The sequence below is a fragment of the Roseateles albus genome, assembly GCF_028595345.1.
Taxonomy (GTDB): domain Bacteria; phylum Pseudomonadota; class Gammaproteobacteria; order Burkholderiales; family Burkholderiaceae_C; genus Paucibacter_A; species Paucibacter_A albus.
Window position 1 is genome coordinate 150,624 of record NZ_JAQQXT010000006.1, and the last position, 18,196, is coordinate 168,819.

The 18,196-nt window shown below is 62.9% G+C and carries 17 protein-coding genes; 10 read left to right on the forward strand and 7 right to left on the reverse strand.

The features are described 5' to 3' along the window. Positions 1-19: 19 nt before the first annotated feature. On the reverse strand, positions 20-3,175 hold the full coding sequence (locus PRZ03_RS11460; protein WP_273600413.1) for a bifunctional diguanylate cyclase/phosphodiesterase: 3,156 nt from the start codon (positions 3,173-3,175) through the stop codon (positions 20-22). A 102-nt stretch (positions 3,176-3,277) separates the two neighbouring features. Here PRZ03_RS11460 and PRZ03_RS11465 point away from each other — a divergent pair, with 102 nt between their 5' ends. Next, positions 3,278-3,493 carry a hypothetical protein gene (locus tag PRZ03_RS11465; protein WP_273600414.1) on the forward strand — a complete coding sequence of 72 codons (216 nt, stop codon included), beginning with the start codon at positions 3,278-3,280 and terminating at the stop codon, positions 3,491-3,493. 7 nt (positions 3,494-3,500) lie between these two features. Here PRZ03_RS11465 and PRZ03_RS11470 read toward each other — a convergent pair whose 3' ends face one another. The 4 genes from PRZ03_RS11470 to PRZ03_RS11485 form a co-directional block, all read right to left on the reverse strand. After that, complete coding sequence (locus PRZ03_RS11470) at positions 3,501-4,178, reverse strand: DUF4386 domain-containing protein (protein WP_273600415.1); 678 nt, start codon at positions 4,176-4,178, stop codon at positions 3,501-3,503. A 133-nt stretch (positions 4,179-4,311) separates the two neighbouring features. Next, positions 4,312-5,697: a TolC family protein gene (locus tag PRZ03_RS11475; protein WP_273600416.1), complete on the reverse strand. Its 1,386-nt coding sequence runs from the start codon at positions 5,695-5,697 to the stop codon at positions 4,312-4,314. 14 nt (positions 5,698-5,711) lie between these two features. Next, positions 5,712-6,932, reverse strand: a complete 1,221-nt coding sequence (locus tag PRZ03_RS11480; RefSeq protein ID WP_273600417.1) for an HlyD family secretion protein — start codon at positions 6,930-6,932, stop codon at positions 5,712-5,714. Next, positions 6,932-7,510 carry a DUF3302 domain-containing protein gene (locus tag PRZ03_RS11485; RefSeq protein WP_273600418.1) on the reverse strand — a complete coding sequence of 193 codons (579 nt, stop codon included), beginning with the start codon at positions 7,508-7,510 and terminating at the stop codon, positions 6,932-6,934. The genes PRZ03_RS11480 and PRZ03_RS11485 overlap by 1 nt, the downstream gene beginning before the upstream one ends. Before the next feature lie 91 nt (positions 7,511-7,601). Between PRZ03_RS11485 and PRZ03_RS11490 the strand changes: the two genes are divergently transcribed. Both PRZ03_RS11490 and ppk2 read left to right on the forward strand, forming a co-directional pair. Beyond that, on the forward strand, positions 7,602-7,931 hold the full coding sequence (locus PRZ03_RS11490) for a hypothetical protein (RefSeq protein WP_263532714.1): 330 nt from the start codon (positions 7,602-7,604) through the stop codon (positions 7,929-7,931). Between the two features lie 137 nt (positions 7,932-8,068). Beyond that, positions 8,069-8,881: a polyphosphate kinase 2 gene (gene ppk2, locus PRZ03_RS11495; protein ID WP_409993956.1), complete on the forward strand. Its 813-nt coding sequence runs from the start codon at positions 8,069-8,071 to the stop codon at positions 8,879-8,881. A gap of 69 nt (positions 8,882-8,950) precedes the next feature. Here the strand turns inward: ppk2 and PRZ03_RS11500 are convergent, their stop codons facing one another. Both PRZ03_RS11500 and PRZ03_RS11505 read right to left on the reverse strand, forming a co-directional pair. Beyond that, positions 8,951-9,907, reverse strand: a complete 957-nt coding sequence (locus PRZ03_RS11500; protein ID WP_273600419.1) for a sulfite exporter TauE/SafE family protein — start codon at positions 9,905-9,907, stop codon at positions 8,951-8,953. Positions 9,908-9,975: 68 nt separating this feature from the next. After that, positions 9,976-11,001: a hypothetical protein gene (locus PRZ03_RS11505; RefSeq protein WP_273600420.1), complete on the reverse strand. Its 1,026-nt coding sequence runs from the start codon at positions 10,999-11,001 to the stop codon at positions 9,976-9,978. A gap of 182 nt (positions 11,002-11,183) precedes the next feature. On the opposite strand from PRZ03_RS11505, the gene PRZ03_RS11510 reads away from it, so the two are divergent. The 7 genes from PRZ03_RS11510 to proC all read left to right on the forward strand — a co-directional run bounded on the left by PRZ03_RS11510 (position 11,184) and on the right by proC (position 18,189). After that, positions 11,184-12,023, forward strand: a complete 840-nt coding sequence (locus PRZ03_RS11510) for a c-type cytochrome (protein WP_273600421.1) — start codon at positions 11,184-11,186, stop codon at positions 12,021-12,023. Between the two features lie 130 nt (positions 12,024-12,153). After that, positions 12,154-12,750, forward strand: coding sequence for a hypothetical protein (locus PRZ03_RS11515; protein WP_273600422.1), 597 nt, complete (start codon positions 12,154-12,156; stop codon positions 12,748-12,750). A gap of 66 nt (positions 12,751-12,816) precedes the next feature. After that, positions 12,817-13,872 (forward strand): Lnb N-terminal periplasmic domain-containing protein, encoded by a 1,056-nt coding sequence (locus PRZ03_RS11520; RefSeq protein WP_273600423.1) that lies wholly within the window; start codon positions 12,817-12,819, stop codon positions 13,870-13,872. Between the two features lie 18 nt (positions 13,873-13,890). Continuing rightward, positions 13,891-16,173 (forward strand): patatin-like phospholipase family protein, encoded by a 2,283-nt coding sequence (locus PRZ03_RS11525; protein ID WP_273600424.1) that lies wholly within the window; start codon positions 13,891-13,893, stop codon positions 16,171-16,173. A gap of 97 nt (positions 16,174-16,270) precedes the next feature. Next, on the forward strand, positions 16,271-16,876 hold the full coding sequence (locus PRZ03_RS11530) for a DUF4136 domain-containing protein (RefSeq protein WP_263532707.1): 606 nt from the start codon (positions 16,271-16,273) through the stop codon (positions 16,874-16,876). A 29-nt stretch (positions 16,877-16,905) separates the two neighbouring features. Then, entirely contained in the window at positions 16,906-17,355 is a 450-nt protein-coding gene (locus PRZ03_RS11535; RefSeq protein WP_263532706.1) for a hypothetical protein, read from the forward strand. 18 nt (positions 17,356-17,373) lie between these two features. Continuing rightward, positions 17,374-18,189: a pyrroline-5-carboxylate reductase gene (gene proC / locus PRZ03_RS11540; protein ID WP_273600425.1), complete on the forward strand. Its 816-nt coding sequence runs from the start codon at positions 17,374-17,376 to the stop codon at positions 18,187-18,189. Positions 18,190-18,196 lie beyond the last annotated feature (7 nt).

Here is an 18,196-nt window from a genome sequence, read left to right on the forward strand (position 1 = left end):
CCACCTGAGATAAGCCCCGCTACCGAGCCGGCGCTGGCTTCAAGAACAGCCGCTCGAATTCCAGGGCCGGCTGCGCTTTGGCAAACAGATAGCCTTGCGCAAAGTCGCAGTTGATTTGGCGCAGCAGGTCTCTTTGCGCCTCGGTCTCGACGCCCTCGGCAATGACCTGTATGCCCAGCTTGTGCGCCATCACCACGATTGCTTCGCACAGCGACAGGTCGTGCGAATCCGGCGCCAGATTGCGGGTGAAGGATTGGTCGATCTTCAAAAAGTCGACATCAAGCTTCTTCAGGTAAGACAGTGAGGAATAGCCGGTGCCGAAGTCGTCAATCGCGACCTGAACCCCCAAGTCGCGGTATTCCAAGAGCCGGGCAGCGACACGCATATCGTTGTCCATCAAGACGCCCTCGGTGATTTCGACCACGATGTCGCTGCCGCTCAGGCCCAGCTGCTCCAACAGGATGAGCCAGTCTTCCTGCTGATGCTGATCCGCCAGAAACTGCACCGGCGATTTGTTGACGCTGATTTGGAGCTCAACCCCCAGCCGCTGCTTCCAATCGACAACTTGCGCGATGGCCTGACGCATCACCCAGGCGCCGATCGGGTTGATCAGGCCGGTTTCTTCGGCAATGGGAATGAATTGACTCGGCGGAATCTGGCCCCTCGTCGGATGCAGCCAGCGCAGCAAGGCCTCGGCCTTGCGGACGCGGCCGCCGGCCAGATCAACGATAGGCTGGTAGTGCAGCGTCAGTTGCCCGGCGCCCAAGGCATGGCGCAGATCGCTGGCCAGCACCATATGCAGCAAGGCGTCGTCCTGCATGGCGCGGGTGAAGAAACGGAAGCAGTGACGCCCCTGGCTCTTGGCCACATACATGGCCTGGTCGGCATTCTTGGTCAAGTCGATCACCGTCGTTGCGTCGTCCGGATAGATGGCGATGCCGATGCTGGCCGAGACATGAAGTTCGGCGCCGCGCAGCAGATAGGGCAACGAGACCCGTTCGATGATCTTCTGCGCCAGGGCGCCGATCACGGCCAGGTCATGCAGCTCCGGCAGCAGCACGGTGAACTCGTCGCCGCCGAGGCGGGCCACGGTGTCGCAGTCGCGCACCGAGTCCTTGATGCGCAGGGCGGCTTCCTCCAGCAATTCATCGCCAACATCGTGACCGAGGGTGTCGTTGACTTCCTTGAAGTGGTCGAGATCGATGAATAGCACCGCAACGCGCTCTTGGTCCCGCTGCGCCTTTTTGATCAACTGCTCGAGCCGATCATGGAACAGCTGCCGGTTGGGCAGATGCGTGAGGCCGTCGTAGTTGGCCTGCAGCCAGATTTTTTCTTCAACCGCCTTCAGGGCGCTGATGTCGGTGTGGGTGCCGACCATGCGCAGCGGCTGCCCCTCGGCACTGCGGCTGACCACGCTGCCGCGCGCATAGATCCATTTGTAGTCGCCGTTCTTGCAGCGTAGGCGGTACTCGGCCGCGTAAGTTTCGCTGCGTCGCTGCAGATAGTCCTCCATGATCTGCAGCAAGCGGGGTTTGTCGTCGGGGTGGATGAGCTCCATCCAGGCCTGATGGGTGCGCGGAAATTCGTCGTCTACATAACCCAGCATTTCCTGGTAGCGCTGAGAGTAATGGGCCTCCTCGGTTTCGAGATTGAGGTCCCAGACGCCATCGCCGGCGCTTTCAAAGGCGAAACGCCAGACGAATTCAGCCGCCTTGCGGGCACTGATGTCATAGAAGTTCACCACCACCTTGTCGATGCGCCCCTGCGCATCCAGGTCGGCAAAGGCCGAGACCGAGACCCAGGTCAGTGATTGTTGGCTCGGCTTCTTGATGGCGAACTCCATATCCCGCAAGGGTTCGCCGGTTTGGATCACCAGGCTGACCGGGTATTGCTCGGGCCGCAAAATCACGCCCGCTAAGTCCAGAAAGCACCAGGCCGGATCAATCGCCATGCGGCCCTGCATCTGTTCATCGGACAGACCCAGAATCTCGGCCGCGCGGGCGTTGCTGAAAAGGATGCGGGTGTCGGGCGCGTGGACAACGATGCCAGCATCAAGCTTTCTCAGCAAATTGAGATGCTGCGCTTCGGCATCCATCAAGGCCTGGTGTTCAGCCCGCAAGGCGGCTTCTTTGGCCTGCATCGAAGCGATGAATTCGTTCTGTTGCCGCATGGTCAGATTCATCTGCCGCACCAGCTTGAACAAAGCAAAGGCGAGGGCTGCAACCAGCGCGCCGAGGATCAAGGCCTGGGTGCGCCAATGTCCCAGCTCTTGCTCACGCGCCAGCCCGACGTTGACCAGATAGCCATACTTCTGGCTGCGCCGGTAGGAATAGCTGCGGCTCAGCGCATCGAGGCTGGAGCCATCGCTGATATAGCTGCCCTCTTCGGGCTTGAGCCGCATCGCCTGCAAGGCGGGTTCAGACAATAGTCGTGTGCCCAAGGCAATCGGGTTGTCGTGGCCAAAGGTCTGGCGCGCCATCAAGCCCAAATCCCGGTCGCGCAAGGCGATCGATCCGCCGGGCGCCATTTTGATCTGCGCCAGCATCTGCTCCAAGTCAGCCAGTGCGATGGACGCGTAGACGGTGCCGCCGAAGCCACCGTCCGCACGCTTGATGCGGCGCGCAAAGGTCCACAGCAAGCGCTTGTCAATGCGGCCGACGACGGGCTTGGCGACATAGAGGCCCAGGCTGGCGTCATCACGCAAGTGAACGAAAAACTCGCGGTCGGCCATCGAGGCCTTGGTCGACGGGGCATCCAGGCCGTAGATCACCTGACCGAACTCGTCCGTGGCTCGCAAGAACGCCACATGGGGCACGCGCTGCTGCTGGCGGCTCAGCAGCGCGGTAATCTCTTGCGGGTCCGGCGTGCCGCCGGCCTGCTGATGCTCGATCTCATCGGCTGCGGCCTGCAGGGCAACGTCCAAGGTGTCGATCAGCCCATCAAACGTACCCTCCAGCGCCCGAGCCAGATGCTGGGTGCCGCCGTTCAGCCGGGCCTCCATCTCCTGGCGCAGATGCCAAGCGGCATAGAGGGCGGCCAGCAGCGCGATCAGGACAATGGTGCTGGCGCCGGCATAGAGCCGAAATGTCGTGGTCTTGCCTTGCTGTGGCTGCGTTTCCCTGGCACTTTGGCTTGCTTGCATGTCCATGAAGTCGAGACGGCTAGGGTTTTGCATGACGGCGCTTATTTCAGCATATCCGCTCACGCTCGTTTTAGGTGGCTGCTCGACTAGATTTTCAAAAGCCAGCTGCATTCCATCCGAGGTGGCTTTGGGCCCATGAAGGTGGGCTGCGCCGACCTCAAGAACGCCAACGACAAGGAACGCAGTCGTCAGCAACAGCCAGGCCATAGCCCGCATCGCCGCCGCCGTTTCATGCCGCTTCGGCGTGGACGGGCCAAGGTGGTTCAAAGCCTCTTCGTCCTGCAGGAACTGCCCTATGTCTTTGCCTTCATCACGCAGCAAGGCCTGCGTTACTTGCCGGCCTTGCTGTGAGCCGAGCTTAGGCGGGGCGAGCCAGCGCCTTGGGCGTGAAGCCTCTGAGCAGCAGCGTCAGGCTCAAGACCAGCAGCATCAAGGCGATCGGCGCCAGCACGGCGAGGTTCATGGGCAGCATGAACAGCGCCGAGCAAATGCCCACCATCTGAATGGGTGCGGCCACCAGCCCGATTGCCGAGATGATGCGCGGCACTAAGTTGGAGCGAAATAGGGCCAGGAACAACACAAAAACCGAAGTACCGCCGATCAGCTTGTCGATGTAGTGGATGCCGTGGCGGGCGGCCCCGACCATGCCACGCATCACTTCAAACAGCGCCGGGTCCAGCCCTGGATTCTTCGCGTATTGCAGGCTCAGGGCGCGCATGGCCAGAAAGTTCGCTTGCTCCACCGCACTGGTCGCGACGACGATGGCGCTCAGCAAGACATAGGCAAGCGCCAGCGAAGGGCTGGTCTGGCGCAGGATGGGCCAGGCCAGAATGGCTGCGGCCATGATCATCAGGCTGGTGACGATGCCCAGCACCGCGCTGGCGCCAAACAGCGCGGGCACTTGCGCGCCGTTTTGGAGCCAGCCCGGTTCGGCGAAGATAGCAGTGGTGAGGCCGAAGTTGTTCCACAGGCCCAGCAACATAGCGGCCAACAAGAGCCCGCCCATCACTCGGCCTGTCTGTTTTTCGGTCCTCATCAAGCGCTCCAGCTGTTGGTAGATGGCCGCATCATCCGTCTCGCTGGGGGCTCAGGGCGCGGCCGAACGACGAAGTACGGATGCGTCTGACGAAGCACGCCAAGACCCGATCGACGCGGCCGCAAACTACGGCCTACTTAGGCCCCAACACCTCGCCGCCCAGCGCCAGATGCAGCTGCACGCGTTGCAGGCGCTGCTCCGATTGCAGTCGCAGCAAGCTCATGCTGGCGCCCAGCGTCGCCAGTTGCTGCTGCTGGACGCTGCGCAGGTCGCGCGAGCCAACCTGATAACGCTCATGTTCCAGACCCAGGGCGCGCTGGTTCTCGCTCAAGCCCTGGCGCAGCAAGGGCTCCCGTTTGGCCAGCGCGGCCTCATTGGCCAGCGCCGTCTCCACCTCATTGAAGGCTCGCTGCGCTATTGCGGCAAAGGCCGCTGCCGCCTGCTTTTGTTCAAGGCCGCGCAGCTCCACCTGGGCCTGCAGCTGGCCGCCGTTCAAGAGCGGCACCAGCACCGAGGCGCCGGCGCCAAAACTGGGTTGGTCGCGTTCTTGCAGCACGAAGATGCTGCTCGACACCGTGGACAACGCCGCCGTCAGCGACAGCCTGGGCAGGCGCGCCGCGCTCGCCTCACCACTGCGCGCAAAGGCGGCTGCGACCTTGCGTTCGGCCGCGATCACATCCGGCCGGCGCTCCAGCAACTCGGACGGCAGACCTGTTGGCGGCAATGGCGGCAGGCTGGCCAGCTCGCTCGGCAGCTCGATCTCGGCCGCCGGGTAGCGGCCCAAGATCATCTCCAAGGCCCGCTTCGATTGGCTCAAAGACAGTTTGATCTGCTCGCCACCATCCCGCAGGCCGTGCAGATTGGCCAGGGCCAAAGCCACTTCGGCCTCGGAGCCCACGCCGACACGGCGCCTGTCCTCGGCCAGCTGGGCCAGCTTTTCGGCGGCTTGCTGCATCTCGGTGTTGAGGCCCAGCTGGCGGCTCGCTTCGGCGGCCAGGAACCAGGCCTTGGCCAGCGTGGCCAGCAGCGACTGGCTGGCGAAGCGCTGGTCGGCTTGGGCCGACTGGTATTGCGCATCGGCGGCGGCCTGGCCATAACGCAAACGCCCCCAAAGGTCGATCTCCCAGGAGCCCTGCAAAATCAGGCCGGACAGCTGGCTGCCGCCGTTATTGACCTTGCCGCCACTGCGACCGAGCAGATTGACCTCCGGGTAAAGCCCGCCGCCGGCCGCTTGCAGCGCCACAGCGGCGATCTCGACCCGGCTGGCCGCGACGCGCAAGTCCTGGTTATAGGCCAGCGCCTCGTCGGCCAAGGCGTTCAAGCGCGGGTCATTGAAGCTGGCCAACCAGCCGGCTTCGAGCTTGCCCGCCGAACCACCTGCGCGCCATTCCTGCGGAGCTTTGGCATGCGCCAGTTCGAGTTCGGCGAGTTGGCTGCTGCTGGGCGGGCTTTGTAGCGCGCAGCCTCCAAGCAGCAGAGCGGTGGCTGCTGAAGTGACGCAGGTGAGGGTGAATTTCATCGCGGGCAGCCCGTTCAATGCAGCTTCAACACAAGGTAGTTGACCTTGGTGCTGACGCGCAGCAAGACCTTGCGCAAGATGTGTAGCGGCGCCATGCCGTCGGTGAAGATGGCGCCGTCGCCGATCGCGCCTGCGGCCAGGAAGGTGTGGGCATCGGCCGCATCCACGATCAACTTGACCGGAAAGCGCCCTGGCGCGATCGGGCCATAGCCGGTGGTTGGCAGTTGGGTGCTGTTGCCGACCTGACCCTGGCCCTGCGCCCAGACGATGGAATCGACCTTGGCCTTGAAGACATGGCCGGGGTGGGTCGGAAGGATGAATTCGGCCTCGTTGCCGGGCTGCACCTGATGCAGCTCGTTCTGATGGAAGAGGGCGATCACCTGGGTCGTATTCTCGACAAAGGTCAGCGCCGGCGTGATCGGGAATGCGGCGGTGAAGCTCCCCGGGCGCAGCTGCACATTGATGGCGTAGCCGTCGGCGGGGGCCGTTACGACGGTTTGCGCCAATTGCCAGCGCGCGTTTTCCAGCTGGGCGCGCACCTGCGCCACCGGTGCAAATTCATCGCCGACCTTGCCGCCGATGCGCTGGCGAATCTGCCGCTGGCTGGCCAAGGCCTGCGCCTCGGCGGCACGTGACTGGGCCAGCACGCCGCGCGCGGTGTCGAGCTGCGCATCCAAGGCCTTGGCGTCGGTTTCGGCGGCTTCCAGCGTGAATCGGTCGCCGGCGCCGGTCTTCACCAGTTCGGTGTTCTCGGCGACCCGCCGGCGCGCCAGCTCCATGCGCACCTGCACCTCGCGGATGCGTGCCTCGGCCTGCTTGACGCCGCCGCGTGCGGCGTCCACGCCCGCTGCCGCGCCGCCGGCCTGCTCATCCAACTCGCGCGAGTTGGCCTGGGCATTGGCCAGTTGGGCCTCCAGCGCGCGCACGGTCAGCGCGTAATTGGTCGGGTCGATGCGGAACAGCACATCGCCCTTCTTGACCGGCCGGTTCGGCTCAATGGGGACGTCGATGACGCGCCCGCCGACCTGCGGCACCACATTGATCACGTACTTGATCACCCGCACATCGCTGCTCGACGGCGCGAACACATTGAGCAGCATGATGGCAGTGGTCAAGGCCACGATGGGAATCGTCACCACGATCACCTGTGAGGTGGTGGTCCAGGGCAGCCACTTGAACTTGAAGAAAATCAACCAGACGAAGAAGGCGTAAATGCCGAGCAGCAGGGCGTCCATCAGGCTTTAGCCTCCGTAGTCACGCGGCCGGCCTCGAGGGCGTGCAGTTGCTTGCGCAAATCACTCAATACGGGCGACAAGGCGCCCTTGGCCTGCATGGTGTCGAGTTCGTCGCGCAGATGGCGGCGTTCGTCCTCCGAGAGCAGGCCGTCGCGCAGCTTCTGGGCCATCTCCAAGTGGTAGTCCTCATGCTTGTCGGTCCCGTAAGCCGCGCGGTAAGACACCGGTTTGGTATAGGCCCACAGCCAGGCCAAGGGCCACAACAAGCCGCCGAAGACCAGCGACAACAGGCACAAGACCTGGATCGCCTTGGTTTGCGGGTGGTGGCGCTTGTGCGCAATCTTCTCCGGCATCACATGCACCATCCAGAACGCCGCCAAGGCTGCGATGGGGATCACGCAGATCACGAACCAGGACATTGCGTTGGCGATCGTGTCCACCATGGGGCCACCATGAGCCCCTGAGGCTTGGGCCGGCAGGGCCAGCAGCCAGAGCGCGGAGATTGTTGCCGCTTGAGCGGGCGATAACTTCATCCGGATATTGGGCAAGATAATCTCCAGCGACTTATTTCGGCGCATGCTACCTCAGCATCTCAACCTAGCGCCATCGGTATTGGCCGTTACAGTAGAGGCTCTGATCAACGTGTAGCGATGAGCATGGGAGTTAGCAATGAGCTTGGAACCCGACTACCGCAGCGGCCGCTGGGCCATGCATTTCGAAGAGATCGACAAAGAGATCGTCACGCTGGCTTTGATGTGCGAGCTGCCCTTGGCAACGCCGGGAGCGCTGGAGCGTGTCTTGCACGGTGACATCAGTGTCTGCGGCAAGGAGAAGCCGGCCGCCTTTGGCAAACTGCGTGGGCTCTTGATGCTGCATTACTCGGATCAAGCCAAGGCCATTGAGGCGCTTGGCCCCGAGCAGGCGCTCGCCCTGGTGGGCCAGGTGGTGGAACGTCTACGTGAGCGCTTTGGTGACCGCCTGGGCGCCCCCGAGGCTTGAAGAATCAGCAGTGGCCATGGCCCTTGAGCCATGAGCCAAAGCAGCAGGAGTTGAAGATGGCAAGCAAGAAGAAAATCAAGTCCAGCGATGACCCTGCCGGCAACAGCTCCGCCGATCAAGCCTTGGCCAGCAGCGCCATGGCGGCTTTGGCCGACACGCCAGCCGAGAACAAACCCAAGACCATGGGCGCACGCGACTATGACGACGCGCTTGAAAAGCTGCACGCCGAGTTGGTGGTGCTGCAGCAATGGGTGCAGCACAAGGGTTTGAAGGTTTGCATCTTGTTCGAGGGCCGCGACGGCGCCGGCAAGGGCGGCACCATCAAGGCGCTGACCGAGCGGGTCAGCCCGCGGGTGTTCCGTGTGGTGGCGCTGCCTGCACCGACCGAGCGCGAGCAGAGTCAGATGTATATCCAGCGTTATGTGAAGCATCTGCCGGCGGCCGGCGAGGTGGTGATCTTTGACCGCAGCTGGTACAACCGCGCCGGCGTCGAGCGGGTGATGGGTTTTTGCACCGAGCAGCAGACGCAAGATTTCCTCAACACGGTGCCGGCTTTCGAGAAGGCGGTGGTGTCATCCGGCGTCATTCTCTTGAAGTACTGGTTGGAGGTCAGCCCCGAGGAGCAGACGCGCCGCCTGACCGACCGCATCGAAGACGGCCGTAAGCAATGGAAGCTGACGGAGATGGACCTCAAGTCCTATAGCCGCTGGTTTGACTACTCGCGCGCTCGTGACGATATGTTCAAGGCCAGCGATAGCTCTTGGGCACCTTGGTATGTGGTGCCCTCGGATTGCAAGCGCCGCGCCCGGCTCAACGTCATTCAGCATGTGTTGCGCAACATCCCGCACGAGGCCTTGCCGCAGGAAAAGGTCAAACTGCCCAAGCGCCAAAAGCGCGGTGACTACGTGGAGCCCGACTACCCGTTCCGCCTGATTCACGAGGTGTATTGACGCTAAGGGAGGCTCTGCATAACTCCGAGCGGCGTGTGCACCCACTCGCGCTTAGTTATGCAGAGCATCCTAAGCGGCGAAACTTTTCCACAACGACCGCAGCGACAGGCCCAGCAAAAGCAGGCCGACGGCGATGCGCAGCGCACGCTGTGGCAAGAGGCCGCACATGCGGGCCGCGAGCGGCGCAGCAATCACGCCGCCCAAGAGCAGAGCGGCGATGATTTGCCAGTGCATCAGGCCAACCGCAAAGGCCAGCGCTACGCCGGTGACGGTTGCAATCACAAACTCGGCGGCGCAGACGGTGCCGATGATGCGGCGCGCGTCGGCGCTGCGGCTCAAGAGGCTGCCGGTGACGACCGGACCCCAGCCGCCGCCGCCCACCGCGTCCAAAAAGCCGCCCGCACTGGCCGCCATGCCGGTGGCCTTGTGTGAAGGGCTGGCGTCGCTTGCCGGCACCTTGTGCTTGAGCAGCGCCTGGGCCAACAGCCACAAGGCGGCCAGCAGCAAATAGCCATCAATAAAGGGTCGCAAGGCCTTGCCGTCGATTTGCGAGAGCAGGGCCGCGCCGAGCAGCGCCCCGATGGCGCCCGGCAGCACCAGGCGGCGCCACAGGCGCCCGTTGACATTGCCGGCACGCCAGTGCGCCAGGCCAGAGGCGCCGGTGGTGCCCATTTCGGCAATGTGCACGCTGGCCGAAGCGACCGCCGGCGGCACGCCGATGCTGAGCAAGAAGCTGGTGGACAACAAGCCGTAGGCCATGCCCATCGCGCCGTCGACGATCTGCGCCGCAAAGCCAACCATCACGACCGTGCCCAGCGTCACGCCGCCCACTTCCATCATCCAGAGCGCCTGCAGCGCAGCCCACGCTTGAGCCGGCCGGCCTTCCTGAACCGGGTGGGTCCAAGCGAACACCAGCAGCGTCTCGACCAAGAGCAGGCCAGTCGCTAGCGCAACCCAGCCGCGCGAGGCGAGGCCAGGGCTTTTGATGGCCGAGATGGCCGATATGGATGCAGGCGTTGATGGCATCCGCGCACTGTAAAGAGTGTGCGGTTTTTTCTAAACAACAAAGTTGTTAGAAGCTTATGCGCCCGCTATCAATGCAGTCGCTCGCAAGCGGCGCCGCCGAGCAGCCGCACCGGCAGCGTCAGTTGCGCGCCCACGCTCAGCTTGGCCCAAACCTCCTGTTTGACGGTACAAGTCCAGCTGTCTTGCGGTCTTTGCCCTTGCAGGCTCAGCATATAGCGTTCGGTCTGATAGCCCTGCCGTTCGGTGCCGACTTTTTTGCTTTGAAACAAACGGCTGGGCAGATCGACTGCCGGCCAAGTGGGCTCGGGATGGCTGAGTTGATTGGCCACGGCCTGCCTATCGGTGCGCCAGCGCAGCACTTTGTAGCTGCAGCGCATGTCATAGACCGGCTCTTGGCGGTAGTTGGTGATGCATGATTTTTGGTAGCGGAAGCTGCCGTCGCCGTTGTCGACCCTTTCGTTGCTGCAGGTCTGCCCATCGGCCACTTGTCGGTGCGAGCGCAGCTCACGCGAGCGCCACACCCCATAGGCGTCGCTGGGCATTTGATCGCACCAATCGGAGTCGCGCAGCTCGTTCAGCCGCTCGATGGCGATGCTGCGCTCCCAGGACTTGGCCACCAGGCTGACCTCGTTGTCGCGTGTCATCAGATAAGCGGTGATGGCGCTGGCCAGCAGGGCCAGCAACACCGCACCCAAGAGCCAGCCCCAGGGCCAATGCCGGGCGCGCGGCGCTGAGCTTGTCGCAGCAGGGCCGGCGCTGGCTCCACTGCCAGCCAAGGGGCGTGGGCTGCTTTGGCCGGCGCCTTCGTGAACCAGAGCCACCGGTTTGCTGCCATCTTGGCCCGCGCTGCAGTTGATGCAGAACTTGGCGCTGGCGGCGTTGGGGCTGCCGCAGTAACCGCATTGCCAATCAGCGCCGACGTAGCGGTGGTGCTTGGCTTCGATCTCTTTGCCTTCGGGCGGAAAGTAGCGCCGGCTGGCATCCTGCGCCGCGCCGCAATGAGGGCAGTGGCGGTGCGTCAGGCCGAGCAGGCCGGTGGCGTGGCAGTGGGGGCAGTCCCACCACATCTCAAAATGCTGGTCGTCTTGGCTCATCGGGAACGGGGGGGCGCTGGCTTGGTCTTGGACTTGGCAATGGGCGACGGATTGTCGCTGCTGGGCCTGTGCGCGCCAGCGGTTCAAACCTGGTTTCCGTGAAGCTTGCCCCTTACGATTCGCCGCCAAAGCGCAACAAACGCGCTTATGCTGTGCCTGCCACTGCCAAAAGGGGTTTAGCCATGACTGCTTACTCGACCCGTCGCTTTCGCGGCCCAGTACTGAGCGCGCTGTTCATGGGTTTGCTGCTGACTGCGGCCGCCCAGCCCGCCGCCCAGCCGCCGGCCTTCAAGCTCCCCGATGAGGCCAGCATCCCTAGCGGCCCGGCCGGCGACGCGATCAAACTGGGCAAGACGCTGATCACCGACACGCAGAAGTTGTTGCCCGCACATGTCGGCAACGGCCTGAACTGCAGCAACTGCCATTTGGCGGCCGGCACCACGCCGGGGGCCGCGCCCTATGTGGGCTTGTGGGGTGTGTTCCCGGAGTTCCGCGCGCGCGGCGGCCGCATCAATTCGCTGCAGGAGCGGGTCAATGACTGCTTTGAGCGCTCGATGAATGGCAAGGCCCTGGCCTTTGACTCGAAAGAAATGAACGCCATCCTGATGTATATGCGCTGGCTATCTAACGGCGTACCTACCGGCACCGAGGTGGCCGGGCGGGGCATGGGCAAGGTTGACACCAAGCTGATCCCCGATGCTGCTCATGGCAAGGCGATCTATGCCGAGAAATGCGCTGTCTGCCACGCGGTGGACGGCGCCGGCACCAAAAACCCGGCCGGTGGCTATGTGTTCCCGCCGGTCTGGGGTGAAGCGTCCTACAACATCGGTGCCGGCTTGGCGCGCACCTACACGGCGGCCGGCTTCATCAAACACAATATGCCGCTCGGTCAGGGCGGCTCGCTCAGCGATCAAGACGCCATCGACGTGGCCGAGTTCATGACGCACCAGCCACGCCCGGCCTTCGCCGGCGCAAAGAATGACTATGCCTCGGGCAATAAACCTAAGGACGCACGCAATTAAAGTGCAGCAGTTTTTTGGCGGGCCCGCCAAATATGTCACAAGCTAATGCCTAGAATGCGCTGTCTCATGGGACGCAGCGCTGCTGCCATGAGCTTGGATTCAAACCCGTCAACCTATTGGAGAACTTGCAATGACTCGTCTTTCACGTATCGCTTTGGCTTGCGCATTGACCCTGGCTCTGCCCTTTGCCGCTAACGCGCAAGTTGCCGCCGCCGGCATCGCTGCCAGCGCTCCCGGTGCTCGTTTGATGGCCGGTGAAGTGGTGGTTCGTGCCACCGTGATCGAGGTTGACCAAGCTGCACGTACGGCCACGCTGCGCGGCCCTAAGGGCGAGACCCAGACCATCTCGGTGCCGGCCGAAATCAAGAATTTTGACCAGGTGCGCGCCGGCGACGAGTTGGTGGTGCGCTATATGGCCGCCGTAGCGGCCAAGCTGGAAAAGGTTGAGCCTACCGGCATTCGCCAGCGCGTTGAGTCCAGCAGCGCCGCTGTTGCCGCTTCCGGCGCTCTGCCAGGCATGGCCGCCGGTCGGACTGTCGAAGTGCTGGCCGTGTTGAAAGGCTTGAACAAGAAGGATCGCATCGCGACGCTGCGCGGCGCTACCCGCACTTTCTCGCTGGCCGTGCCCGAAGGCATTGACATCTCCAAGCTGAAGGTCGGTGATGAAGTGCGCGCTGCCTTCACCGAAGCGATCGCCATCAACGTCGAGCGCGCAGCTGCCAAGTAAGCTTTTTTTGCAAGTGCGGCGCAAGGGTTCGCCAGGTACGAAGCTTTTCTTCATCGGAGCCTGGCGATGACCGTCATTGAAAATCTGGGCCGCGGCTTGCTGGCCTTGCTGCTGCTGCTGTGCGCCGCCTGGGGCGCGATGGCGTTTTGGTTTGCCGGCCCGGCGCCGGCATCTCAGCGCTATGCCTTGCTGGCGGTGCTGTGCCTGGTCACCTTGCTGACCCTGACGGCGCAACTGCTGCCGGCCTGGCACCGCCTGCGTTGGTGGGCGGTGGCCGGCTTTGGGCTGCTGTTTGCGGCGCAGCTGTATTGGTATTTCAATCTGCAGCCGTCTAACGACAGGGATTGGCGGCCTGAGGTCGCGGTCTTGCCTTTTGCCACGGTCGACGGCAATTTCGTCACCGTGCACAACATCCGCAATTTTGACTACCGTAGCGAGCATGACTTCACGCCCGCTCACTATGAGCGGCGCTTTGACCTGAACAAGCTCGAGGGTGTGGACGTTGTCAGCACCTATTGGATGGGCCCGCATATTGCCCATGTCTTTCTCAGCTTTGCTTTTGCCGACGATCAGCATCTGGCGTTTTCGATCGAAACCCGTACCGAGAAGGGCGAGGGTTACTCGACGCTGAAGGGCTTCTTCCGGCAGTACGAATTGTTTTACGTCGTGGCCGATGAGCGCGATGTGATCCGGCTGCGCACCAATTACCGCAAGGACCCGCCTGAGGACGTTTTTGTCTACCGGGTCAAGGCCAGCCCCGAGGGCGTGCGGCGCCTGTTCCTGGAGTACATCAGGCAGATGAATGAGTTGAAGGAAACGCCGGCCTTCTACAACAGCCTGACGACCAACTGCACCACCAATATGTGGGTCAATGCCCGCATCAACCCCAACACCTTGCCCTTCAACTGGAAGGTGCTGGCCAGCGGTCATGTGCCCGAGTATTTGTATGAGCAAGATCGCTTGGTGACGGACGGGCTGAGCATGGAAGAGTTGCAGGCGCGGGCCCATGTCAACCGGCGCGCCCAGGCGGCCGACACTGCGGCCGATTTCTCGCGCCGCATTCGAATTGCCGAAGCCAAGTCCGAGCCGACACCCGCCGCATCCTCGGCCGCCAAGCCTTAACCTAGAGCCTTGTTCTTTATGAGTCCAGCCCTGCGTCATCCCTTGGCCATCGCCGCAGCACTGACCTTGCTTGCCGCGCCGGGCTTGGCCCTCGCTCAGACCGCCGAAGCGGCCGTTGTTCCGCTTGAAACTCCGCTTGCCACACCGCTTGTTGCGGCCGACGCCCTGCCGGTCAAACGCCCGAAGATTTGCCTGGTGCTGTCCGGCGGCGGCGCGCGCGGGGCCGCGCATACCGGCGTGCTGAAGGTGCTGGAAGAGCTGCATGTGCCTATCCACTGCATCACCGGCACCAGCATGGGTGCGCTGGTGGGCGGCGCCTATGCGACCGGCATGAGCGTGGATGAAATGGACGCGGTCAATGCCGACATCACGGTCGCCAAGCTGTTCAAGGAGAAGCCTCCTCGGCTGGAAATGACGATGCGCCGCAAGGCCGATGATCATGCCAACTACATCGGCCCGGAAATCGGCCTGGGCTCGGCCGAGGCCTCCTTGACCAAGGGTGCGGTTTCGGGCGTGCAGCTGGAAACGGTGTTGCGGCAGCTCTCCAAGGTGCGCGGCTATCGCAGCTTTGACGACTTGCCGATTCAGTTTCGCGCCGTCGCCACGGATCTGGTGACGGGCAAGGCGGTGGTGTTCGGCGAAGGCGATATGGCAAATGTGATGCGGGCCAGCATGTCGGTGCCCGGCGCGGTGGCGCCGGCCGAGATCAACGGCATGATGCTGGTGGACGGCATGCTGACCAGCAATCTGCCGGTCGCCGCAGCGCGCGAGCTGGGGGCCGATGTGGTGATCGCCGTTAACGTTGGCACACCCTTGCTCAAGCGCGAGCAACTCAGCAGCATCTTCGGTGTGGCCGGGCAGATGTTGAGCATCTTGACCGAGCAAAACGTGCAGGCCTCGATTGCCTCGCTGAAGCCCGGTGACATCTTGATTTCGCCGGAGCTGGGGGATTATTCGACCGGCGACTTTGATAATTTGCCCAAGATTTCGCCGCTCGGCGAAGCGGCGGCGCGCAAGGTAGCCGAGCAGTTGAGCCGTTACGCCGTGCCGGCGGAAGAATATGCTGCGCTGCGCCGCAAGCAAAGTGCGCCGGTACCCGCCGATCTGATGCCAGTGGACGAGATCCGCTTTGTCAATCTGAAGCGAGTCAATCCGGCGGAAGCACAGAAGGTGATGCAGACGACCGTCAAGGAGCCGATCGACCAGGAAGAGCTGGATGCCGATATGCGCCGGCTCTATGGCACCGGCGACTTCGAGCATGTGAATTACCGAACCCTCAGAGATGGCGAGCGTCGCGTGCTGGCGATCGATGCCATGGAGAAGTCTTGGGGGCCGACCTATCTGCGCGTCGGTATTGCCCTTGACAGCGATTTTGGTAGTGAGACCAATGCCAATCTCTTGGCCTCGGTGCGCAAGACCTGGATCAACACCATGGGCGCGGAATGGCGTACCGACATCAGCATGGGCGGCAATAACCGGCTGCGTACCGAGTTCTATCAACCGTTTGAGGCCGGCAAGAATTGGTTTGTCGCGCCGACGCTGGACCTGTCCCAACGCTTGGTATCCATCTACGAGGGCGACCGTAAGCGGGCCATTTATTCGCTCGTTTCGGGGCAGGTCGGCCTCGACATCGGGCGTAATTTTTACCAGTACGGGACGTTCAGACTGGGTGTGGTGAGCGGCCGCCTGCGGCAGGATCTCGATACCGGCGATGATTTGCTGGGCCCCAAGCCCAGCCGCGTGAAGACCGGCGGCGTACAGGCCAGTTTGGTCATGGACCGCTTGGACAGCGTGCTGTTTCCGCGCAATGGCTGGCATTTTCGCGCCAATCTGTACAACTCCAATCCCAGTCTCGGCGCCGACTTTGCGTACTCGAAGTGGGAGAGCAGCGTCATTGCGGCGTACTCCTTCGGGGAGGACACTTTCAACCTTGGCTTGTATGGCGGCGGCAAGTTGAGCGGTGAGCGGATTCCCGGCTATGACAGCTTGAAGCTGGGCGGGTTCTTGCGTTTGTCCGGTTACGCCCCCAGCCAGCTCTTGGGTCAAGAAATGACTCTGGGCCGCCTGATGTATTACCGCCGCCTCTCTCAGGGCAAGCTGTTGGAGGGGCTGTATGGCGGCCTGTCGCTTGAAATGGGGCGCATCGGCAGCCCCATGATTCAAAGCAATTCGGATGCCTGGAAGCGGTCGGCGTCTGTTTTCGTCGGCACGGATACCTTTGTCGGCCCGCTCTATTTTGGCTATGGCCGCGCCTTCAATGGGCCGAGCAGCTTCTATCTGCTGCTTGGGCCCGCTTTCTGATGCGCTGGCCGAAGCGCTAATATCTAAACCGGCTGGTTCGGCCCCCTGACAAAGGGGAGCCACAGCCAGCGCGTGTACCGCTCACTTGGAGATCGCCATGAAGAACTGCAAAAACCTGCTCCGCCTTACTTTCGCCCTAACGCTGGGCCTTGGTGGACTTGGACTGAGTGGCTGCGCGACCGGCCCGCAGGTGCAGGTGGAAATGGACAGGTCGGCCGACTTCGGCCAATACAAGACCTTCGCCTTTGTCAGCCCCTTGGGTACAGACCGCAGCGGCTACCAGACGATTGTTTCGGGCCAGCTGAAAGCCTCGGCCCAACGTGAGCTGGAGGCTCGGGGCCTGCGCTATGACGCTGCCGCGCCCCAGTTGCTGATCAACTTCAACGCGAGCCTGAGTGAGAAGCTGCGCGTCTCACCCGGCCCCAGCTATGGCATCGGTTATTACGGCTATCGCGGCGGCCTGTATGCGCCCTGGCCTTACTACCGCGATATGAACAGCGTGTCCCAATACACCGAAGGTACGCTCAATATCGACGTCGTTGACGCCGTGCGCAAGCAAATGGTCTGGGAAGGGGTTGTGACCGGTACCGTGTCCGATCACCTGACGCCGGAACAGACCGAGGCGGCCATCAACCGGGCCTTGGCTGCGGCTTTTGTAAAATTCCCGATCGGCTCGACGGCTCCGGCCGCCAAGGCGCCCTGAAACCCCGTCCCTCCCCCGATTGAATAGCCATGACCTTGAAGAGAATTTTGCTGGCCTTGCTGCTGCTCGGCCTGTTGGCCTTTGGCTATTTCTATATCGCGCTGAACTGGAGCTACTCCTCGGGTGAACGCGCCGGTTGGATTCAAAAGCTGTCCAAAAAGGGCTGGATCTGCAAGACCTGGGAGGGCGAGCTGGCGCTGGTGTCCATCCCCGGTAGCGCGACGGTGGAGAAGTTTCAGTTCACCGCCATGGATGATGCAATCGCGGCCGAGTTGACCGAGGTGATGGGCAAGCGCGTCACTCTGCATTACGAGGAGAAAGTCGGCCTGCCGACCAGCTGCTTCGGTGAGACCCGGCATTTCGTCACCAAGGTCGCAGTGGCCAATGACATCTCGCTGTCGCCCGGCGTGGTGGTGCAGCGCAACCCCGTCGCACCGGCCGAAGCGCCTGTCGCGGCATCGGCCGCTGCGTCGAACTGACCGCCAAGCGGACCCGCTATGACTCAGCCAGTGATCGCCTTTATTGGCGGCGGCAATATGGCCAGCGCCATCATCGGCGGCCTGCTCAAGGCCGGCCATCCTCTCGAACAATTGATCGTGGTCGAGCCCTATGAGCCGCAGCGCGCCAAGTTAGCGGCCGACTTTGGCTTGAAGGCCTTGGAGGCGGCGGATTCGTCGCTGGCATCGGCCGATTTGCTGATGTGGGCCGTCAAGCCGCAGTTGTTTGCCGAGGCTGCCGCCCCTTGCGCACCTTACGTGGCGCGGGCCTTGCAGCTGTCGGTGATGGCAGGCATACGCAGTGAGACGCTGGTGCGTGCCACCGGCGCGGCGCGGGTCGTGCGGGCCATGCCCAATACGCCGGCGCTGATTGGCCAAGGCATTGCCGGCCTCTACGCGCGCCCCGAGGTCAGCGCCGCCGACAAGGTGTTGGTCGAGCAGATTTTGGCCCCGACCGGCGATGTCTTGTGGGTGGAGCGGGAAACCGATCTGGATACGGTGACCGCCTTATCCGGCTCCGGCCCGGCCTACTTTTTCTACTTCATCGAGGCGATGATGGCGGCAGGCGTTGAGCTGGGTCTGAGCGCTGAGCAGGCTCGCCAGTTAGCGCTCGCTACCTGTGCAGGGGCTGCGGCACTTGCGCAGCAGTCCAGCGAAAGCCCGGCCACGCTGCGCGAGCGCGTGACGTCCAAGGGCGGCACGACCTACGCCGCGCTGAGCAGCATGCAGGCCGACGGCGTGGCCGAGGCGATTCAGCGCGCGGTTAAGGCGGCCGGTCAGCGCGCCCGCGAATTGGGTGACGAGTTCGGCGCCTGAGTCTGCC

Coding starts and splice junctions, on each gene's coding strand:
- PRZ03_RS11460 (WP_273600413.1), bottom strand. CDS start 3,175: ATGCAAAACCCTAGCCGTCTCGACTTCATGGACATGCAAGCAAGCCAA.
- PRZ03_RS11465 (WP_273600414.1), top strand. CDS start 3,278: ATGAAGGTGGGCTGCGCCGACCTCAAGAACGCCAACGACAAGGAACGC.
- PRZ03_RS11470 (WP_273600415.1), bottom strand. CDS start 4,178: ATGAGGACCGAAAAACAGACAGGCCGAGTGATGGGCGGGCTCTTGTTG.
- PRZ03_RS11475 (WP_273600416.1), bottom strand. CDS start 5,697: ATGAAATTCACCCTCACCTGCGTCACTTCAGCAGCCACCGCTCTGCTG.
- PRZ03_RS11480 (WP_273600417.1), bottom strand. CDS start 6,932: ATGGACGCCCTGCTGCTCGGCATTTACGCCTTCTTCGTCTGGTTGATT.
- PRZ03_RS11485 (WP_273600418.1), bottom strand. CDS start 7,510: ATGCGCCGAAATAAGTCGCTGGAGATTATCTTGCCCAATATCCGGATG.
- PRZ03_RS11490 (WP_263532714.1), top strand. CDS start 7,602: ATGAGCTTGGAACCCGACTACCGCAGCGGCCGCTGGGCCATGCATTTC.
- ppk2 (WP_409993956.1), top strand. CDS start 8,069: ATGGCGGCTTTGGCCGACACGCCAGCCGAGAACAAACCCAAGACCATG.
- PRZ03_RS11500 (WP_273600419.1), bottom strand. CDS start 9,907: ATGCCATCAACGCCTGCATCCATATCGGCCATCTCGGCCATCAAAAGC.
- PRZ03_RS11505 (WP_273600420.1), bottom strand. CDS start 11,001: ATGAGCCAAGACGACCAGCATTTTGAGATGTGGTGGGACTGCCCCCAC.
- PRZ03_RS11510 (WP_273600421.1), top strand. CDS start 11,184: ATGACTGCTTACTCGACCCGTCGCTTTCGCGGCCCAGTACTGAGCGCG.
- PRZ03_RS11515 (WP_273600422.1), top strand. CDS start 12,154: ATGACTCGTCTTTCACGTATCGCTTTGGCTTGCGCATTGACCCTGGCT.
- PRZ03_RS11520 (WP_273600423.1), top strand. CDS start 12,817: ATGACCGTCATTGAAAATCTGGGCCGCGGCTTGCTGGCCTTGCTGCTG.
- PRZ03_RS11525 (WP_273600424.1), top strand. CDS start 13,891: ATGAGTCCAGCCCTGCGTCATCCCTTGGCCATCGCCGCAGCACTGACC.
- PRZ03_RS11530 (WP_263532707.1), top strand. CDS start 16,271: ATGAAGAACTGCAAAAACCTGCTCCGCCTTACTTTCGCCCTAACGCTG.
- PRZ03_RS11535 (WP_263532706.1), top strand. CDS start 16,906: ATGACCTTGAAGAGAATTTTGCTGGCCTTGCTGCTGCTCGGCCTGTTG.
- proC (WP_273600425.1), top strand. CDS start 17,374: ATGACTCAGCCAGTGATCGCCTTTATTGGCGGCGGCAATATGGCCAGC.